The organism is Sporichthya sp., from assembly GCF_013815995.1.
GTDB lineage: Bacteria > Actinomycetota > Actinomycetes > Sporichthyales > Sporichthyaceae > Sporichthya.
The window spans coordinates 1-16080 of record NZ_JACDFE010000087.1; the positions used below are offsets into that span (position 1 = coordinate 1).

15 protein-coding genes and 1 tRNA gene are annotated in these 16080 nt (G+C 70.8%); 10 read left to right on the plus strand and 6 right to left on the minus strand.

The genetic code is table 11. The annotated features are described in order from the left end of the window. Window positions 1-29 precede the first annotated feature (29 nt). Together H0X00_RS11450 and H0X00_RS11455 are read right to left on the minus strand one after the other, a co-directional pair. Window positions 30-758 (minus strand): hypothetical protein, encoded by a 729-nt coding sequence (locus H0X00_RS11450; protein WP_293770046.1) that lies wholly within the window; start codon window positions 756-758, stop codon window positions 30-32. Between the two features lie 204 nt (window positions 759-962). Next, entirely contained in the window at window positions 963-1241 is a 279-nt protein-coding gene (locus H0X00_RS11455; RefSeq protein ID WP_293770047.1) for a DUF3618 domain-containing protein, read from the minus strand. Between the two features lie 124 nt (window positions 1242-1365). Here H0X00_RS11455 and bcp point away from each other — a divergent pair, with 124 nt between their 5' ends. The 3 genes from bcp to H0X00_RS11470 all read left to right on the plus strand — a co-directional run bounded on the left by bcp (window position 1366) and on the right by H0X00_RS11470 (window position 2582). Next, window positions 1366-1842 carry a thioredoxin-dependent thiol peroxidase gene (gene bcp, locus H0X00_RS11460; protein ID WP_293770049.1) on the plus strand — a complete coding sequence of 159 codons (477 nt, stop codon included), beginning with the start codon at window positions 1366-1368 and terminating at the stop codon, window positions 1840-1842. Between the two features lie 209 nt (window positions 1843-2051). Then, window positions 2052-2133: transfer RNA gene (locus H0X00_RS11465), tRNA-Leu, on the plus strand. Between the two features lie 269 nt (window positions 2134-2402). Beyond that, window positions 2403-2582, plus strand: a complete 180-nt coding sequence (locus tag H0X00_RS11470) for a hypothetical protein (protein WP_293770050.1) — start codon at window positions 2403-2405, stop codon at window positions 2580-2582. Window positions 2583-2589: 7 nt separating this feature from the next. On the opposite strand, the gene H0X00_RS11475 is transcribed toward H0X00_RS11470, so the two are convergent. After that, on the minus strand, window positions 2590-3606 hold the full coding sequence (locus tag H0X00_RS11475; protein ID WP_293770051.1) for a sulfotransferase: 1017 nt from the start codon (window positions 3604-3606) through the stop codon (window positions 2590-2592). 105 nt (window positions 3607-3711) lie between these two features. Between H0X00_RS11475 and H0X00_RS11480 the strand changes: the two genes are divergently transcribed. The 4 genes from H0X00_RS11480 to H0X00_RS11495 are packed head-to-tail and all read left to right on the plus strand — an operon-like array spanning window position 3712 to window position 9260. Further along, window positions 3712-4293: a hypothetical protein gene (locus H0X00_RS11480; RefSeq protein ID WP_293770053.1), complete on the plus strand. Its 582-nt coding sequence runs from the start codon at window positions 3712-3714 to the stop codon at window positions 4291-4293. A 2-nt stretch (window positions 4294-4295) separates the two neighbouring features. Continuing rightward, entirely contained in the window at window positions 4296-5939 is a 1644-nt protein-coding gene (locus H0X00_RS11485; RefSeq protein ID WP_293770055.1) for a hypothetical protein, read from the plus strand. Continuing rightward, window positions 5936-8164, plus strand: coding sequence for a glycosyltransferase family 1 protein (locus H0X00_RS11490; RefSeq protein ID WP_293770056.1), 2229 nt, complete (start codon window positions 5936-5938; stop codon window positions 8162-8164). The genes H0X00_RS11485 and H0X00_RS11490 overlap by 4 nt, the downstream gene beginning before the upstream one ends. Before the next feature lie 13 nt (window positions 8165-8177). Continuing rightward, on the plus strand, window positions 8178-9260 hold the full coding sequence (locus H0X00_RS11495) for a class I SAM-dependent methyltransferase (protein WP_293770057.1): 1083 nt from the start codon (window positions 8178-8180) through the stop codon (window positions 9258-9260). Window positions 9261-9308: 48 nt separating this feature from the next. Here H0X00_RS11495 and wecB read toward each other — a convergent pair whose 3' ends face one another. Next, window positions 9309-10409: a non-hydrolyzing UDP-N-acetylglucosamine 2-epimerase gene (gene wecB / locus H0X00_RS11500; protein ID WP_293770058.1), complete on the minus strand. Its 1101-nt coding sequence runs from the start codon at window positions 10407-10409 to the stop codon at window positions 9309-9311. Between the two features lie 39 nt (window positions 10410-10448). Between wecB and H0X00_RS11505 the strand changes: the two genes are divergently transcribed. The 3 genes from H0X00_RS11505 (at window position 10449) to H0X00_RS11515 (ending at window position 14476) form a co-directional block, all read left to right on the plus strand. Then, a complete protein-coding gene (locus H0X00_RS11505; protein WP_293770060.1) occupies window positions 10449-12008 on the plus strand; it encodes a glycosyltransferase in 1560 nt (519 codons plus the stop codon). 61 nt (window positions 12009-12069) lie between these two features. Further along, window positions 12070-13338: a nucleotide sugar dehydrogenase gene (locus H0X00_RS11510; RefSeq protein WP_293770061.1), complete on the plus strand. Its 1269-nt coding sequence runs from the start codon at window positions 12070-12072 to the stop codon at window positions 13336-13338. Window positions 13339-13354: 16 nt separating this feature from the next. Then, window positions 13355-14476, plus strand: coding sequence for a glycosyltransferase (locus H0X00_RS11515; protein ID WP_293770062.1), 1122 nt, complete (start codon window positions 13355-13357; stop codon window positions 14474-14476). On the opposite strand, the gene H0X00_RS11520 is transcribed toward H0X00_RS11515, so the two are convergent. Both H0X00_RS11520 and H0X00_RS11525 read right to left on the minus strand, forming a co-directional pair. After that, a complete protein-coding gene (locus H0X00_RS11520; protein ID WP_293770064.1) occupies window positions 14462-15259 on the minus strand; it encodes a hypothetical protein in 798 nt (265 codons plus the stop codon). The genes H0X00_RS11515 and H0X00_RS11520 overlap by 15 nt on opposite strands. Window positions 15260-15331: 72 nt before the next feature. Further along, window positions 15332-15781, minus strand: coding sequence for an SMI1/KNR4 family protein (locus H0X00_RS11525; protein WP_293770065.1), 450 nt, complete (start codon window positions 15779-15781; stop codon window positions 15332-15334). Between the last annotated feature and the right edge of the window lie 299 nt (window positions 15782-16080).

Here is a 16080-nt window from a genome sequence, read left to right on the forward strand (position 1 = left end):
CTGCGGGGCATCGCGGAAGTTCGAGCAGATTAGCCGAGGCCGCCGAGCAGGCCGCCACCGTTGGAGCTGCCGCCGAGGACGCCGCCCTGGCTGCCGCCCACGACGTTGCCGACGGTGTTGCCGAGCTTCGCGACCAGGCCCTGCTCAGCCGCGGCACCGGAGCCGACACCGAGGGTGTCGGTGACGGGCTTGAGCACGCCGCCGGTCGCACCGGTCACGGTGTCGACCACGCCGTCAGCCGTGCCGCCGACCGTGTCGACAACGGGGCCCACGGTGGTGCCGACGCCGGGAGCAATGCCGTCGAGCAGGTCGGTGACCGGCTTGGTGACGGTGCCGACCGGGCTCGCCGGCTTGTCAGCCGGGGTCGACGGGGTCGACGGGTTCGACGGGTTCGAGGTCGTCGGGTTCGACGGGTTGGTCGTGGTGACCGGCTTCGTCGTGGTGGTCGGAATGGTCACCGTGCGGGTGATGCTCGGCGCGGTGCGCTCCGACGCGCCGATCGGCATGTCGGCCGAAGCGGGCTCGAACACGACCGGCACCTCGACGACCGGCGCAGCGACGGCGTTGGGACGGCCCAGCGCGTCGAGACCGTCGCCACCCGGCAGCACGGCCGGAGCGACGAGAACCATCGCCTTGAGAGCGAGGAGAAGAGCGCCGGAGATGCCGGCGACGGCAGCGGTCTGTCCGAGAACCCGGACGGAACCTTCGGCGCTGCCCTTGTGCTTGGCCGTGATCGCGGCCGCGTTGATGCTGGACATTGAAATCCCACCCCTGGGTTAGAACGTGATGCTGCGGACACCGAGCTGCAGCGTATTCCCCTGAAAGAAGCCCGTCGCTCCGATTCCCCAAATCGGGTTGACTTGCTGTCCCGCCTTTGACGCGACGCTGGGCTGTTCGGTTCCCGAGGCTCTGACCTGCGAAAACTTGCCTTCCCGACACCCCCGAACCGGGGCGAACCTGCTCTAGCGGTAGCGGCGCCAGGCTCCGAGGGCCAGCACAATTCCGGCAACCGCGGCAATTTTGATCACGCGGTCCTTCTTCAACGAACCGTCGGAATTCACCACGACGGCGCGGACCTTAGATTTTGCTTCCGCCGCGACATTCGCCGGCGCAACGCGCTCGGCGATCTGGTCGATGGTCTCGGCGAGCCCGTTGCGGGCGGCCTCGATCTGCGCCTCGAGCCGCGCGGTGTGCCCGGTCCCGGGCTGCTCTTTCGACTGGGATGCCCCGCTCGCGCCCACGACTGACCTCCATCCGCGCTGGTGATTCGTCAGTGTGTCAGGTTGCGGCGCTCGCCCCGGGTGCGACCCACGCCGGGTCGGGCAGCAGGATGATCCGCACACCGACTGACAGGGAGTCCGAGCCGTGACGAACGCCCGCCTGGCCCCCGGCGACACCGCGCCCGACTTCACGCTGACCGACGCCGACGCCGACGGCAAGAAGCACAAGCTGAAGGACTACCGCGGCAAGACCGTCATCCTCTACGCCTACCCGGCCGCGATGACCCCGGGCTGCACCAAGCAGGCCTGCGACTTCCGGGACAGCTTCGCGCGCCTCACCGACGCCGGCTACGTCGTCCTCGGCCTCTCGCCGGACCACGAGGCCAAGCTGGCGAAGTTCCGTGAGCGCGACGCCGTCCCGTTCCCCTTACTCTCCGACCCGGACAAGGCCGTGCTCACCGCCTACGGCGCGTTCGGCGAAAAGATGATGTACGGCAAGACCGTCACCGGCGTCATCCGCTCCACCTTCGTGATCGACCCGAAGGGGAAGCTGCAAAAGGCGATGTACGGCGTGAAGGCCACCGGCCACGTCGAGCGTCTGCTGCGCGAGTTGGGTGTTTGAGCGGACGCGGAGGCTTGGGGCGTGAGCACGGTCGTCGACGCGGCGTCGGCCACGGATCGACGTTGTGACCGCTGAGGTGTCCCACAGCTAATCCACGCCCCACCAGTTTCAACGTTGATCTACAGCCGACAGGGCTATCCGGGCACCCCGATACCCCTGCCGCTCGGCCAAAGTGTGAGGATCCGGTGCTGCCTTACGCTCTTCCGCACGCGGGAGTGGCGGAATTGGCAGACGCGCCAGACTTAGGATCTGGTGTCTTCGGACGTGGGGGTTCAAGTCCCCCCTCCCGCACAGCTAGGAGCTAAGCGGATACGAACACCCAGGTCAGCCGATTGCCAGGGGCGTAATTCGGGGTTGCGCCAGTTGGCCGTTGACAAGGCCCTGGCTGACTGTGTGTACGCGGCGCAACCGTGCCGGGATCTCTAGGTCTGGGTTGCCCGCCAGGACTACCGAGGTAACCGGCGGCAATCCGCGGCCAACCGGTGACAGCGTGGGCCAAGACCACTCGGAGTGGGCGATCGTGGGTGACACGTTGACGCTCGAGCGGCTTCGAGTCTTCGATGCCGGCGTTCAAGGGGGTCCCGGAGGGGGTGTTCCAGCGTGCGCTCTACATGACCGCCGAGTTCACGCCGACCCTGACTCGGAGCTCGTCGGCTGACCAGCTCATCGGCGAGTCCCCCTCCGAGGCCCGCGGCCGAGCGCGTCGGGCGCGACAACTGGCCCGGATGGCCCCGGCCTGACGATCCGTCAGGTCTGCGGCACCTGCGCGACCGAGACGCCGCGCTTCACCTCGTCCCGCCGGAGCTTGCGGTCCTTCAGCTCGGCGAGGTTGCGCGACCTGCGGTCCCGGAGCTCGGCCTTGACGTGCGCCGCGATCAGCTTCGGCGCCGGTCGGGTGGTCTTCGGAACCTCGTAGCCCTCGGCGCGCAGGCGCTTGCCGGAGACGACGTGCATGAGGTTGGACTCCCACGGCTCCAGGTGCTTCTCCCAGCCACCGATGCTCGTCGTGGTCACCGAGCCGGAGAGCATGCCGTGGAAGGCCTTGCGGCTGGGCATCACCTTGGCGCCGACCTTGGCCGGCTCCAGCATGTCCGGCACGAAGTCCTCCTCGAGGAACGCGCACAGTTCCTTGAGGCGCCCCTCGGGGTCGCTGACGAGCTCCTCGTAGCGGACCTCGTGCCACTGCGCGGCCGGCACCGATGTGCGGGCCTTCCTGCCGTAGTCGATGGCCCGGTTCCAGACCCCGATCGCGTCCGGGGTCGAGCGCTTGGACCATTCCTGGCGCTTGAGCGAGCCGACGCAGTCCCGGCCGTCGCGCAGCACATGCACGAGGTGGGCGTCGGGGAACATCTCCAGCAGCGGGCGGACGTGCTCGATGTAGGTGGGCAGCTTGTCGCCCCAGCGCGGCTTGTCGAAGCGCGCGGCGTACTGCTCGTAGACCGCCGCCAGCGCCGAGCCCACGGTGGGCGGGGCGTCCAGGATGGCCTGCACGGTGGCGTCGCGGTCGGTGTCGTGGTCGGACCACCGCAGGGCCGGCTTGCCGGTGAGGAATTCGGCCAGTTTGCGCCGGTTCGCCGCTTGCGTGAGGTCGCCGAACTTGGTCCGCTCGAAGTAGGTCGGCAGGGCGAAGCGGGTCTCCGGCGGGATCGCGATCCGCGGGTGCGCGTTGAGCATCAGCCGCAGCAGCGTCGTGCCCGACCGTGGGCAACCGAGCACCAGGATCGGCCGCTCGTGCTTGGGTCCGGACGTCGCGCGCTCACTCATACGGGCAGTCTGCCCTGATCCCGGGTCGGGCGCGGGTCGGCGTGCCCATTCTCTCCATGAAGCGAGCTTCCCGCTGTTTACCCGCTCACGCCCTAGGCTCACCCGGTGGACTTCGACCAGACCGCCTACGGACAGGCCGACCCCGCCGACACCCCGTCCGACGCCGTCGGGCCGGTGCTGAGCATGGTCGAGGTGGCCCGGTACTGGAACCGCCGCGAGGGCGGTTCGATGCGGGTGGACCTGGCCGCCGAGGTGGCCGAGGCCCGGGAGGCCCGTCAGCTCGCGGTGGTGCTGGAGCTGCTCGGCGAGGTGTCGAGCCCGCTCGCGCCGCTGGAGGTGCTCGAGGTCGGTGCGGGCACCGATTGGAGCGCCCGCGCACTGGGCCGTCTGGGCTACCGGGTCGAGCGCACGGACGCCGATCCGGCCCAGGTGAGCAGCGCCTGGCTGTTCGACCTGGTCCTGGCCCCCCAGGTGCTGCGCGCCCTTGACGGCGAGGCGTGGCGGGCGGCGGCCGTCAACCTCTCGTCCCTGGTGCGGCTCGGGGGACGGCTGGTGGTTGGCGGGTCGGAGGCCGCATACCGTCAGGTGCTGGAGCCACGGGGGTTCCGGCTGGACAGAGTCCAACCGCTGGATGCCGGTTCACACAATGAAACGGGCGCCTTGATCGCCTGGACGCGGGAGAGCTGACCGTGCGCCTGAACGACCTGCTGCAGCCCCACCTCGGCGGCGTCCACACCGTCGTCGAGGTCGGCGCCGGTGCGCTCACCTTCGGCGGCGCACTGCCGTTGCCGCCCGAGGTGCCGCGTTCGCGCGTCGCCGCGCCGGGCGCGGGCGACACCTTCACCGCCGGGACGCTGGTGATCGCGATCTACGGCCGCGACCCGGACCGGCACGGCGACCCCGCGAACTTCGCCAAGGCAGCGGCGCGCATGCAGCCGGGCGCCAAAGCGGTCCTGTTGTTCGAGCATCGGATCGACGCCGTCCCGTTCCACCAGGTCCTGGAGGACCTGGTCGGCGCCGCGCTCAAGGTGCTCGAGGTCGGCCCGCTCGATCACGACGAGGTGCAGACCGCCGCTGTGCTGGTTCGCGTCGACCCGGACGACCCGACCGGCGCCGGTCTGCCGGTCCTGCTGCGGCTCCAGGCCGAGCACGCCTTCGACTCCGTCGTCGGGCGCGCCACCCGGGCCCGGCTCGCCGAGCTCGAGGCCGCGCAGCGCTCGCACACCGGGGGTCCGTCCAACGCCGCCGACGTCTCCGACGCCGCCGTCACCGCCAAGCTGCGCCGCACGCTGACCGCCAAGGAGCGCCAGCTGCAGGCGGTGGAAGAACGTCTCACCGCCCTGGAGGGCTCGGCCGCGATGGTGCTCGGCCGCACCCTGGTCGGCGCTGCCCGCAATCCGAGGCGCGGTGCGCGGCTGTTGCCGCGCGAGGTCAAGGCGCTCTGGCGTCGGCGGTCCGGACGGACCATGCCCGGCGCCCCGATCGACGAGGCGCTCCTCAAGAGCCTGCGTGGGCCGACGGCCCTCGACGTCGACGAGATCGACAACGCCGACCCCGCGCTGCTGACCATGCTGCACACCTCGGTCGCGGTCGGGCCCCGGACGGTGCCGGTCATCGCCGGCATGCTGACCGCGCAGACGGCGGCCCTGCTGCGTGGCCCGATCGACAACCCGCGCGCCGTGGTGAACACGCTGCTCCCCCACGACGCCGAGGTGATCGTGTCCCGCGCCGACCCGGACGTGGTGCTGATCGAGTCCGCCGCCCTCGGGTCCCCGGGCCCCTGGGCCTACACGACGCAGTCGGCCTACGGCGCGCGTGACCGCGCGATCCTCGATGTGCTGGTCGCCTCGCGCGCCGTGCGCCGCCCCGTGCTGATCTGGTGGAACTCCCCGCGCTCGGCGACGCCGGGCCTGGCCCGGATCGGCGCCCGGGCCGATGCGGTGTGGACCTCGGCCGAGTGGCACCCGGGCACGCCGGCACCGGAAGGCGCCGCCCCGGGGTCAGAGGCGTTGCGCATCTGGTTCAGCACCGATGCCCCCGCGGTGCGGCTCGCCGAGTTCTGCACCCGGATGAACTTCCCCTTCGAGCCGCTGGCCCGGCGCCGGGTCGGCGTGGTCTCGAACCTCCCGGCCGACGCGTTCGCCAACCAGGGCCACGCGCCTGCGCGCGTGGTCACCGACGCCTCCGCCGTCGCCGACCTCCCGCTGGTCGCCCACTGGGACGGCGATCAGGCGCCACCGGAACACTGGTTGCTCGACCTGGTCGCCGCGGCCGAGGCCTCCGACGAGCGCAACACCGACGGCCCGCGCGTCCTGCGCGAGGTGGCGAAGTGACCCGGCAGAAGCGGGCGATGGTCTACGGCCACGTCGACCTCAATCTGATCGATGGCTCGGCGATCTGGGTGCAGGGCATCGTGCAGACCCTGGCCGCCGCCGGGTGCCAGGTCGACCTGGTGCTGAAGTCCCCGATCGAGACCGGCCGCCTGCTCGACCCGCTGGCCGCGCTGCCCAACGTGACGGTGCGGAAGCCGTACGAGGAGTCGCTGCTGCCCGACCTGAAGGCCGCCAAGGGCGCCGGTCTGACCCCCTCTCAGGTGGCCAAGGTCCTCGGCCAGCTGGACGCGCAGAACTCCTACGACCTCGTCGTCGTACGCGGCCTGCGCGCCGTGCACCAACTGGTCACGAGCAAGGTCGCGACCGGTCGGCTGTGGACGTATCTGACCGACGTCCCGCAGTCCTACATCGAGGCCGACCCCGAGTCCGTCGAGGTGCTCACCCAGGTCGCCAAGGCCTCGCGCTACCTGCTCTGCCAGACCGAGGAACTGCGTGGCTTCCTGGAGGGCCTGGTCCCCGAGGCCTGCGGCAAGTCCGTGCTGTTCCCGCCGGTCGCCCCCGAGGTCGACGGCGTCAGCCCGCCCGCGCCGCCGGCACCGGGCGAGCCGATCCGACTGGTCTACACGGGCAAGTTCGCGCCGCGCTGGAACACCGAGCAGATGGCGGCGCTGCCGACCCTGCTCGCCGAGCGCGGGGTGTCCGCCGAGCTGCACATGGTCGGCGACAAGGTCCACGACGACCCCGAGGACCCCGACTACTCCCGCCGGATGAGTGAGGCGCTCAAGACCGGACGCGGCGTGATCTGGCACGGCGGGCAGCCGCGCGAGAAGGCGATGCAGATCGCCGGTGGCGCGCACATCGGTCTGGGCTGGCGGGACGCCGACCTCGACGACAGCCTCGAGTTGTCGACGAAGGTGCTGGAGTACGGCGTGCTCGGGCTACCGGCGCTGATCAACCGCACCCCGATGCACGAGCGCCTCCTCGGTGCGGACTACCCCATGTTCGTCGACGGGTCCGCGGACGCCGCCGGGTCCGCGGACCGCGGCGTGGGCGAGGTCGTCGACCTGATCGCCGCCGTTGCCGCCGACCCGGCCCGCTACGACCTGGCCCGCGCCCGCAACGGCATCGCCGCCTCCGACCACACCATGACCCGGGCCACCGAGCGGATCGTCGCGATGCTCGACCGCGCCTTCCCGCCGGACCCACCGAGCCTGGCCGGCCGGCCGGGGAAGCTGAAGTTGCTCGTCGCCGGGCACGACATGAAGTTCTTCACCCGCATCGCCGATCACCTGGCCGCGCTGCCGGGCATCGAGCTGAGGATGGACCACTGGTCCGCGCTGGCCCGCCACGACGTGCCGACGTCGAAGAAGCTGCTGGAGTGGGCCGACGTCATCTTCTGCGAATGGGCCGGCCCGAACGCGATCTGGTACAGCAAGAACAAGAAGCCCAAGCAGCGGATGATCGTGCGGTTGCACCGCTTCGAGCTGTATTCCACGTTCCCCTCGGACATGAAGATCGACGCCATCGACACCGTCGTCACGGTGAACCAGCACCACGCCGACCTGACCCGTGAGCTGACCGGTTGGCCGGCCGAGAAGATCATCACGGTGCCGAACTGGGTCGACGTCGCGCAGCTGGACCGGCCGAAACTGACGGGGGCTCAGTTCCACCTGGGCATGATCGGTGTTACTCCGGCCCGCAAGCGGATGGACCTCGGGCTGGACGTGCTGGCCGAACTGCGCCGCCACGACAAGCGCTTCCACCTGTTCGTGAAGTCCAAGCCCGCCTGGGACTACTGGTGGGTCTGGAAGCAGCCGGAGGAGCGCGTGCACGTCGACGACCTGATGCGCCGCATCCGAACCGACCCGAACCTGGCGAACGCCGTCGTCTTCGACGGCTTCGGCGCGGACGTCGCGCCCTGGCTGCGCGGCGTCGGCTGGGTGCTCTCCACCTCCGACGACGAGAGCTTCCACCTCTCGCCCGCCGAGGGCATGGCCTCCGGCGCGGTGCCGGCCGTGCTGCCGTGGCCGGGCGCGGAGACCGTCTATGAGCCGGAGTGGATCCACCAGGACGCGGCGGAGATCGCCGAGGCGATCCTCACCGCGACCGCCAACGGCTCGTGGGACTCCCAGCGGGCCGAGGCCAAGCGTCAGGTGAGTGCCGCCTTCGACCTGCCCGTGGTGTGCGGCATCTTCGCCGATCTGGTGGCGGGGCTCCGTCCATGAATGGAATGGGCCTGTGAACCTCTGGCAGCTGATCCGGGACTGCATCCCCACCGACCACGCCCGTCAGGTCAACTCGGGCTACTACCTGGACCAGGCGCTCACCAGCGAGGACCCGCCGGACGTCGTGGTGGACCTGGGCTGCGGCGTCGGCCTGTCCGCCGACCGCTGCCGGGAGCTGCGGCCCGAGACCCGCTGGGTGGGCGTCGACATCGTCGGCTCGCCGGAGTCGAAGGCTCGCGTCGACACCGGGGACCTGGTCGTGCACTACGACGGCGTCCGGCTGCCGCTGGCCTCGGGCAGCGTCTCGATGATCCACTCGCACCAGGTCTTCGAGCACGTGCGCCGGCCGATCGAGCTGCTCATCGAGATCGCCCGCGTGCTCGCCCCGGGCGGCCTGTTCAGCGGGAGCACCTCGCACCTGGAGCCGTACCACTCGTTCTCGGTGTGGAACTACACGCCTTACGGCTTCCGGTTGCTGGTCGAGGAGGCGGGGCTGGTGCTGGAGGAGGTCCGGCCCGGCATCGACGGCGTCACGCTGATCCAGCGCGCGTACCACGGTCGGCCGCCGGAGTACTCGGCCTACTTCCACGGCGAGTCCCCGCTGAACGCGGAGATCGACACCTGGGCCGCGGAGCACAACCGCGACGCCGCGGCCACCAACCTCCGCAAGCTCGAGCACTGCGGGCAGTTCGCGTTCCGGATCCGCAAGCCGGAGATGGCGCTCTCCGTGCCGACGTCCGAGGTCACCGCCGGCTCCGACGAGGAGCTGATCGCGATGCTCCGCACCGAGCGCGACCTCGCGTTGGCCCGCGCCGACACGGCGGTGTTCGACTCCAACGGCCGCAAGCGTGAACGCGACAACGCCCTCGACGAGATCGATTCCCTGCGGGCCCAGGTCGAGCATCAAACGAAGCGGGCCGACGATTACAGCGTCCGCTTCCACAAGGCCGACCGGGACCTGCGGGTGCTGAAGAGTTCTGCCGCCTACGAGCTCGGCAACGCCCTCTCCGGCGCGGCCAAGAACCCGAAGAAGGGCGTCAAGCAGCTGCCGAGGGACCTCTCCAAGCTGGCCAAGCGTCGCAAGGGCAAGAAGTAGCTCCAGCGTCCGAGCAGGCGAGCGCTATAGCGCTCGCCTCGTCGGACGTCAGCTGCTCTGTTCGGCCAGCCAGCGCTTGAGGACGTAGGCGATGCGGGGGCCGGCGTGGCCGTCCCAGAGCGGTGGGCCCTCCGGCGGCCATTCGACATCGGCAGCCAGGGCAGCCTTGGCGGCGTCGACCATCGTGGCCGGGGTGACCAGCTTGTTGGTGCCGTGCGTACAGGTGATCGGCCGCTCGGTGTTCGGACGGGCCGTCAGGCAGGGGACCTTCAGCGCGGTGGTCTCCTCCTGCACGCCGCCGGAGTCGGTCAGCACGATGGAGGCGCCGCGGACCAGCGACATGAAGTCGATGTAGCCGAGCGGGTCGATGACCTGCAGGTTGGCGGTCTGGGCGAGGCCGGCTTCGGCGAGGGTCGCGCGGCCGCGGGGGTGCAGCGGCAGCACGATCGGCAGCATCCGGCTGACCTCGTTGACGGCCTCGACGAGCTCGCGGGCCGCGTCGACGCTGTCGACGTTGCCAGGCCGGTGCAGGGTGGCGACGCCGTAGCGCTCCGGCAGGTCGAAGCGGGCCCGGGCCGCGGCTGCGTCCAGCTTGGGCAGTGCCGCGAACAGGCTGTCGATCATCGGGTTGCCGACCAGGTGCACCTTGTCCGGGCTGATGCCCTCCTTGCCGAGCAGGCCGATGGCCTCCGGGCTGGTCGCGAACAGCAGGTCCGCGAGGGAGTCGGTGACGATCCGGTTGATCTCCTCCGGCATGGTCCGGTCGAAGGAGCGCAGGCCGGCCTCGACGTGGCCGAACTTGATGCCGAGCTTCGAGCAGACCAGCGCGGCGGCCACGGTCGAGTTCACGTCGCCGTAGACCAGCACCAGGGCCGGCTTCCGCTCGAGAACGAGGTCCTCGAGCCCGGCCAGCAGCGCACCGGTCTGCTTGCCGTGGCTGCCGGACCCGACGCCGAGATTGGCGACCGGCTCCGGCAGACCGAGGTCGGCGAAGAAGACGTCGGACATCAACGTGTCGTAGTGCTGGCCCGTGTGCACGATCTGCTGAGTCAACCCAGGGATCCCGAGGGCGTCGACAGCCCGGATCACCGGTGCGGCCTTCGGGAAGTTGGGCCGGGCCCCCAGCACGTGCAGAATCTCGCGCTTCATCGCCCAGGATCGTAGTGGTTCCGGGCAGACTGACCCCTCGTGACCTCGATCAAGGCGCTCGCCGAGCCGCTGCTGCGCGGGCTGAGCAAGCACCCGGTGCTGACGGCGCGGGTCGTGCTGGACCGGGTCAGCGAGGACCCCGGGCGGCTGCCGGGGCTGCGCAAGCTCCCCCGGACGGGCGCCGGTAAGGCCCGGGACACAGCGCGGAAGCTGTTCAAGAACGGCGAGATCACCGCGGCCGTGGCCGAGCTCCCCACCGGGGACCGGCTGCGCCGGCGCTACGAGGGCGAGCTGCGGGCCTACGGCAAGGACCCGGTGCCCAGCGCGGGTGGCGCCCGGGTCGCCGGCGTCCCCGGCCGGGTGCTGCACCTGGTGACCAACGCGCTCCCCTACGCCCAGGCGGGCTACACACTGCGCACCCACCGGATCCTGCGCGCCCAGCAGGCGGCGGGGTTGGACCCGCACGCGGTCACCCAGTGGGGCTGGCCGGCCCGCGACGGTCACCCCGAGGCCACCCACGTCACCGCGATCGACGGCATCGCCTACCACCGACTGATCCCGACCGGCCCGATCCCGATCGAGGCTGACCTGCGCCTGGCGCGCGGCGCGGATGCAGCCACCGAACTGGTTCGCGCCCTGAAGCCGGCGGTGCTGCACGCCGCCACCGACCACCGCAACGGCACTGTCGCCCTCGCGCTGCGCGACCGCACCGGACTGCCGGTGCTCTACGAGATCCGCGGCTTCCTCGAGGAGTCGTGGGCGGCCGGCGCCGCGCTGGATCCGGACAGCGACGTCGCGAGCATGCCCGAGCGCATGCGGCTGCACCGGGACCGGGACACCGCGATCATGGCCGAGGCCGACGCGGTCGCCACCCTGAGCGAGACCATGCGCACCGAGATTCTCGCCCGCGGCATCCCGGCGGAGAAGATCGTGCTCACCCCGAACGCCGTCGACGCCGCCCTTCTGACGGCGCATCACGACCGCGCCGCCGCCCGCCGTGAGTTCGGCCTGGGCGACGACGAGTTCGTGGTCGGCTCGGTCTCCAAGCTGGCCGCCTACGAGGGCTTCGACGTGCTGCTCAAGGCCGCGGCCCTGCTCCGCGACCGCGGGTCGAAGGTGAAGGTGCTGCTGGTCGGCAGCGGGCCCTTCCGGGGCGCCCTGGACAAACTCGCCGCCGACCTCGGACTCGGCCCCGAGACCCTGCTGATGCCGGGTCAGGTCCCGGCCGACGTCGCGCCCCGGGTGGTGGCCGCCCTGGACGTGTTCGTCTGCGCCCGGGTCGACCTGCGGGTCACCCGCCTCGTCACCCCGCTCAAGCCGCTGGAGGCCATGGCCCAGGGCCGCCCGCTGGTCCTTTCGGACCTTCCTGCGCTCCGGGAACTGGTGGACGACCGGAGCGGGGCGGTGGCCGCCGAACTGGTCCGCCCGGGTGATGCGGACTCCCTGGCCGCGGCTTTGGACCGGTTGCGCACCGATTCGTCCCGGTGCGCGGAATTGACGGCCGCGGGCCGGGACGTGGTGGCCGAGCGGTTCACCTGGGACCGCCTCGCGGAGACCTATCGAGCCCTCTACGCCCGCCTGGGGGCGGCGAACGCGTAACCTGGGAAGTCGATCACTGGGGGCCAGTGCACAGTGTGTGACCAGCGTTATGGGTGAGGACATGAGCGGCTTCAAGTACGACCTCGGCGTCATCGGTCTCGGCTATGTGGGCCTGCCGCTCGTGGTCGAGGCGGTCGCCGCCGGCATGCGGGTGGCCGGCATCGACGCCAGCGAGCGCAAGGTCACCAGCCTGCTCGCGGGCCAGTCGCACGTCGACGACATCAGCGAGGCCCAGGTCGCCCACCTCCTGGCCAACGGCTTCCACCCGACCACCTCTCCGGACGTGGTCGGCGACTGCGAGACCGTCGTCATCTGCGTGCCCACGCCGCTGGACGACGACCGCCGCCCCGACCTGGGCGCCGTCAACGCCGCCACCGCCGCGATCGCGGCCAAGCTGCGCCCCGGCCAGCTGGTCGTGCTGGAGTCCACCACGTGGCCCGGCACCACCCGCGACGTCCTGCTCCCGGCGCTGGAGGCCACCGGCCTGAAGGCCGGCACCGACTTCTACCTCGCCTTCTCCCCCGAGCGCATCGACCCGGGCAACCCGACCTTCGGGCTGCGCAACACCCCGAAGGTGGTCGGCGGTCACACCGTGGCCTGCCGGGACCGCGCGGTCGGCTTCTACGGGAAGATCGTCGACACCGTGGTGCCGGTGAAGGGCACCGCCGAGGCCGAGATGGCCAAGCTGCTGGAGAACACCTACCGGCACGTGAACATCGCCCTGGTCAACGAGATGGCGATGTTCTCCAACGAGCTCGGCATCGACCTGTGGTCGGCCATCGACGCCGCCGCGACCAAGCCGTTCGGCTTCCAGGCCTTCCGGCCCGGCCCCGGCGTCGGCGGGCACTGCATCCCGATCGACCCGAACTATCTCTCGCACGCGGTCCGCAAGCTGGGCTACCCGTTCCACTTCGTGGAGCTGGCCCAGGAGGTCAACGAGCGGATGCCGGTGTACGTCTCCCAGCGGGCAACGCGGATACTGAACACCGTGCGGAAAGCCGTCAATGGCTCGAACATCCTTCTGCTCGGTGTCACCTACAAGCCGGACATCGCCGACGAGCGGGAGACCCCGGCGCTGCCGCTGGTCCGCCGGCTCCGGGCCCTCGGCGCGAACGTCACCTACTGCGATCCGCACGTGCCGGCCTGGGCCGTCGACGGCAAACCGGTGACGAAGGTCGACGACCTCGTCACCGGGGTCACCGAGGCGGATCTGAGCATCATGCTCGCCCCGCACAAGGCCTTCGACCTCGACGTCATCGCGAGTCGCGGCAAGCTCGTCCTGGACACCCGCGGCGTGCTGACCGCCTCGGACACCGTCGAACGCCTCTAAGGGCCGGAGCACCATCGTGCGCGTCCTGGTGATGACGGTCGTGCACCACCCGGAGGACGCCCGGATCCTGCACCGTCAGATCGCCTCGCTGACGGCTGCCGGGCATCAGGTGGTCTACGCGGCGCCGTTCGCCGCCTGCGGGGTGAAGCCCCGTCCTGGCCTGGAGAGCGTCGACCTGCCGCGCTCGGCGGGCCGGTCCCGGGCCCGAGCGTTCCGTGCCGCTCGCGCCGAGTACAAGCGCTTGCGCGACGACGTCGACATCACCGTGCTGCACGACCCGGAGCTGCTGCTCGCGGTGGCCGGCAGCCACGGCAAGCGCCCGGTGGTCTGGGACGTGCACGAGGACACCGCGGCCGCCCTGGGCCTGAAGGCCTGGATGCCCCGCCCCCTGCGCAGGCCGTTCGCTGCCGCGGTGCGCGCCGCCGAGGCCGGCGCGGAGCGTTCGGTGCACCTGTTGCTGGCCGAGCACGGCTACGTCGAACGCTTCCGCCGGCTGCACCCGGTGGTGCCCAACCAGACGATGGTGCCCGCCGAGGTGCCGCCACCGGGCTCGGATCGGGCGGTCTACCTGGGCGCGATCACGCTGGCCCGTGGGGCGGCGGAGATGGTCGCCGTCGCCCGCCTGCTGGCGCCCGAGGGCGTACGGGTGGAGCTGATCGGCAGCGCGGACGCTGCCTCCACGCCGCTGCTGGACGCGGCCGTCGCCGACGGGGTGCTGGACTGGGCCGGCTTCGCGCCCAACGACCTCGCGCTGGCCCGGCTACCCGGTGCACTGGCCGGGCTGTCCCTGCTGCACGACGAGCCGAACTACCGGCACTCGATGCCGACGAAGGTCATCGAGTACATGGCCCGCGGCCTGCCGGTGGTGACCACCCCGAACCCGCCCGCGGCCGAGCTCGTGAGCCGGCACCGGTGCGGCACCGTCGTGCCCTGGGACGACCCCAAGGCCGCAGCCAAGGCCGTCCTGGAATTGCGCGATGACGAAGCCACCCGCGTGGAGTACGGCCGCCGCGGACATGCGGCGGCGCTGGCCGAGCACGACTGGCGCGCTTCCGGCACGAAGTTCGTGGCCCAACTGGAGGACTGGTCGCGCAGCGCCGGGCAGCGAAATCTCAGAAGGGGATCAGCCCGTCGTTGAGGGCTGCGCCGACTTCTCCGGGGCGGGGCCGTCCTCGGAGTCCTCGCCGCCCTCGGCCACCTTGTTGGCCTCGAGGAACGCCGCGGCCGCCGCGTCGAGCCGGTCCAGGGTCTCCACGGTCCGCTTACGGATGTCGGCGACGTCCTCCTCCGACAGCGAGCTCTCGACCTCCGCGACCGGCCGGCCGGAGTGGAAGAGGTTTTCGCCCCGAATTCCCAGGCCCTGGCAGAGCGAGTGGAACACCGTGTGGTCGGTGGTGAGCTGGTCGTAACAGACCACGGAGACCCGTGGGTCGTTCGCGTCCATCACCGAGGCGTTGATCCGGTTCCACTCGTCGATGAACGGGCCGGCCTCGGACTTGTAGGACCAGCGCTCGCCGCGGGAGCGGAACACCGCCACCGGGTCGCGGTAGATCCACGCGACCTTGAGGTTGTAATCGTCGAACTCGTTGAGGAAGTCCGCGACCGGGCGCCGGATCACCGACTGGATCGGCTTCAGCAGCACGGTGGTCCGGAAGCGCGAGAGGAACTCGCGGATCTCCGGTTCCGGGCGCAGGGCCCAGCCGACGTAGAGCTCGCTGTTCTTGCGCTCGTTGAACCCGTGGACGTAGGGATCCAGGGACAGCGACTGCCGGAGCACGTTGGTACCCGACCGCTGGGACCCGAGGACGAAGATCAGATTGGGCTTGAGGCGGCCACGGCGCACCTGAATGCTCTGGAACGCGGCATGCAGCGTCGGATCCTTCGCGACCATGCCCTTGACCGAGCGCCGTGCGGTGGCCATCTCACGCTTCCTTCGTCATGCCGTCGGGCTGGCTATCCACCCTAAGGGACCTGTGGTGCCCAACCCCGGCGTTCACGTCGTGAGTTCCCCGCGAACCCAGTCGTCCAGCAGGCTCTGCAGGTCCGAGGCGATCCAGACCGCCTCGCCGAGGCCGGGCTGCCAGATGAACACGTCCGGGTCACTGATCTCGCCGCCGGCGTCGAGTTCGTAGGCGAAGAGCTGCCCTTTACCGGCGTCGCCGAAGAACAGCAGGTCATCGTCGGCGCCGTCCGGGAGCGCCGGCGTGGAGCCCTCCGACCGCAACAGCACGTTCTCCGCAGCGATCCGCTCCACCGGCCACACCGGCTCGCCGCGGCCGGCCCCGCCTAGGCCGTCGGTCTCGGAGAGCAGCGAGCGCAGATCTTCCGGCAGCATCAGGCCCAGCCGCACCTCGGCGTCGCCGAGAGCGTCCGGATCCACCGGCTCGGCCAGCGAGACGGCGTCAGGGAGCGAGTCGAGGCCTCGCAGCCAGGCGGTCCACATCGCGGGTCAATCTAGGGCATGCCTCTCCATCCCTGGTGGATGCGATCGGTGTTCCGGGGGTTCTCTGGGAAGGCGGAGGAGGAGCCCGATGCGGAGCATCGGGCGACGACGACAACGCCGCCAGAGGGCGTCCGGGACGCCGATCGCGCCGCAGAGGGATGGGGAGGCGTGCCCTAGTGGTCTGTCTGTGAATTAGCGCGGTATGATTGATCATGCCGATCAAGACAGCACCGGCGTTGCCGGTCAGTAGTGAGCAGCGCGCGGAGTTGGCCCGGATGGCGCGGTCCTCGACGCTGCCC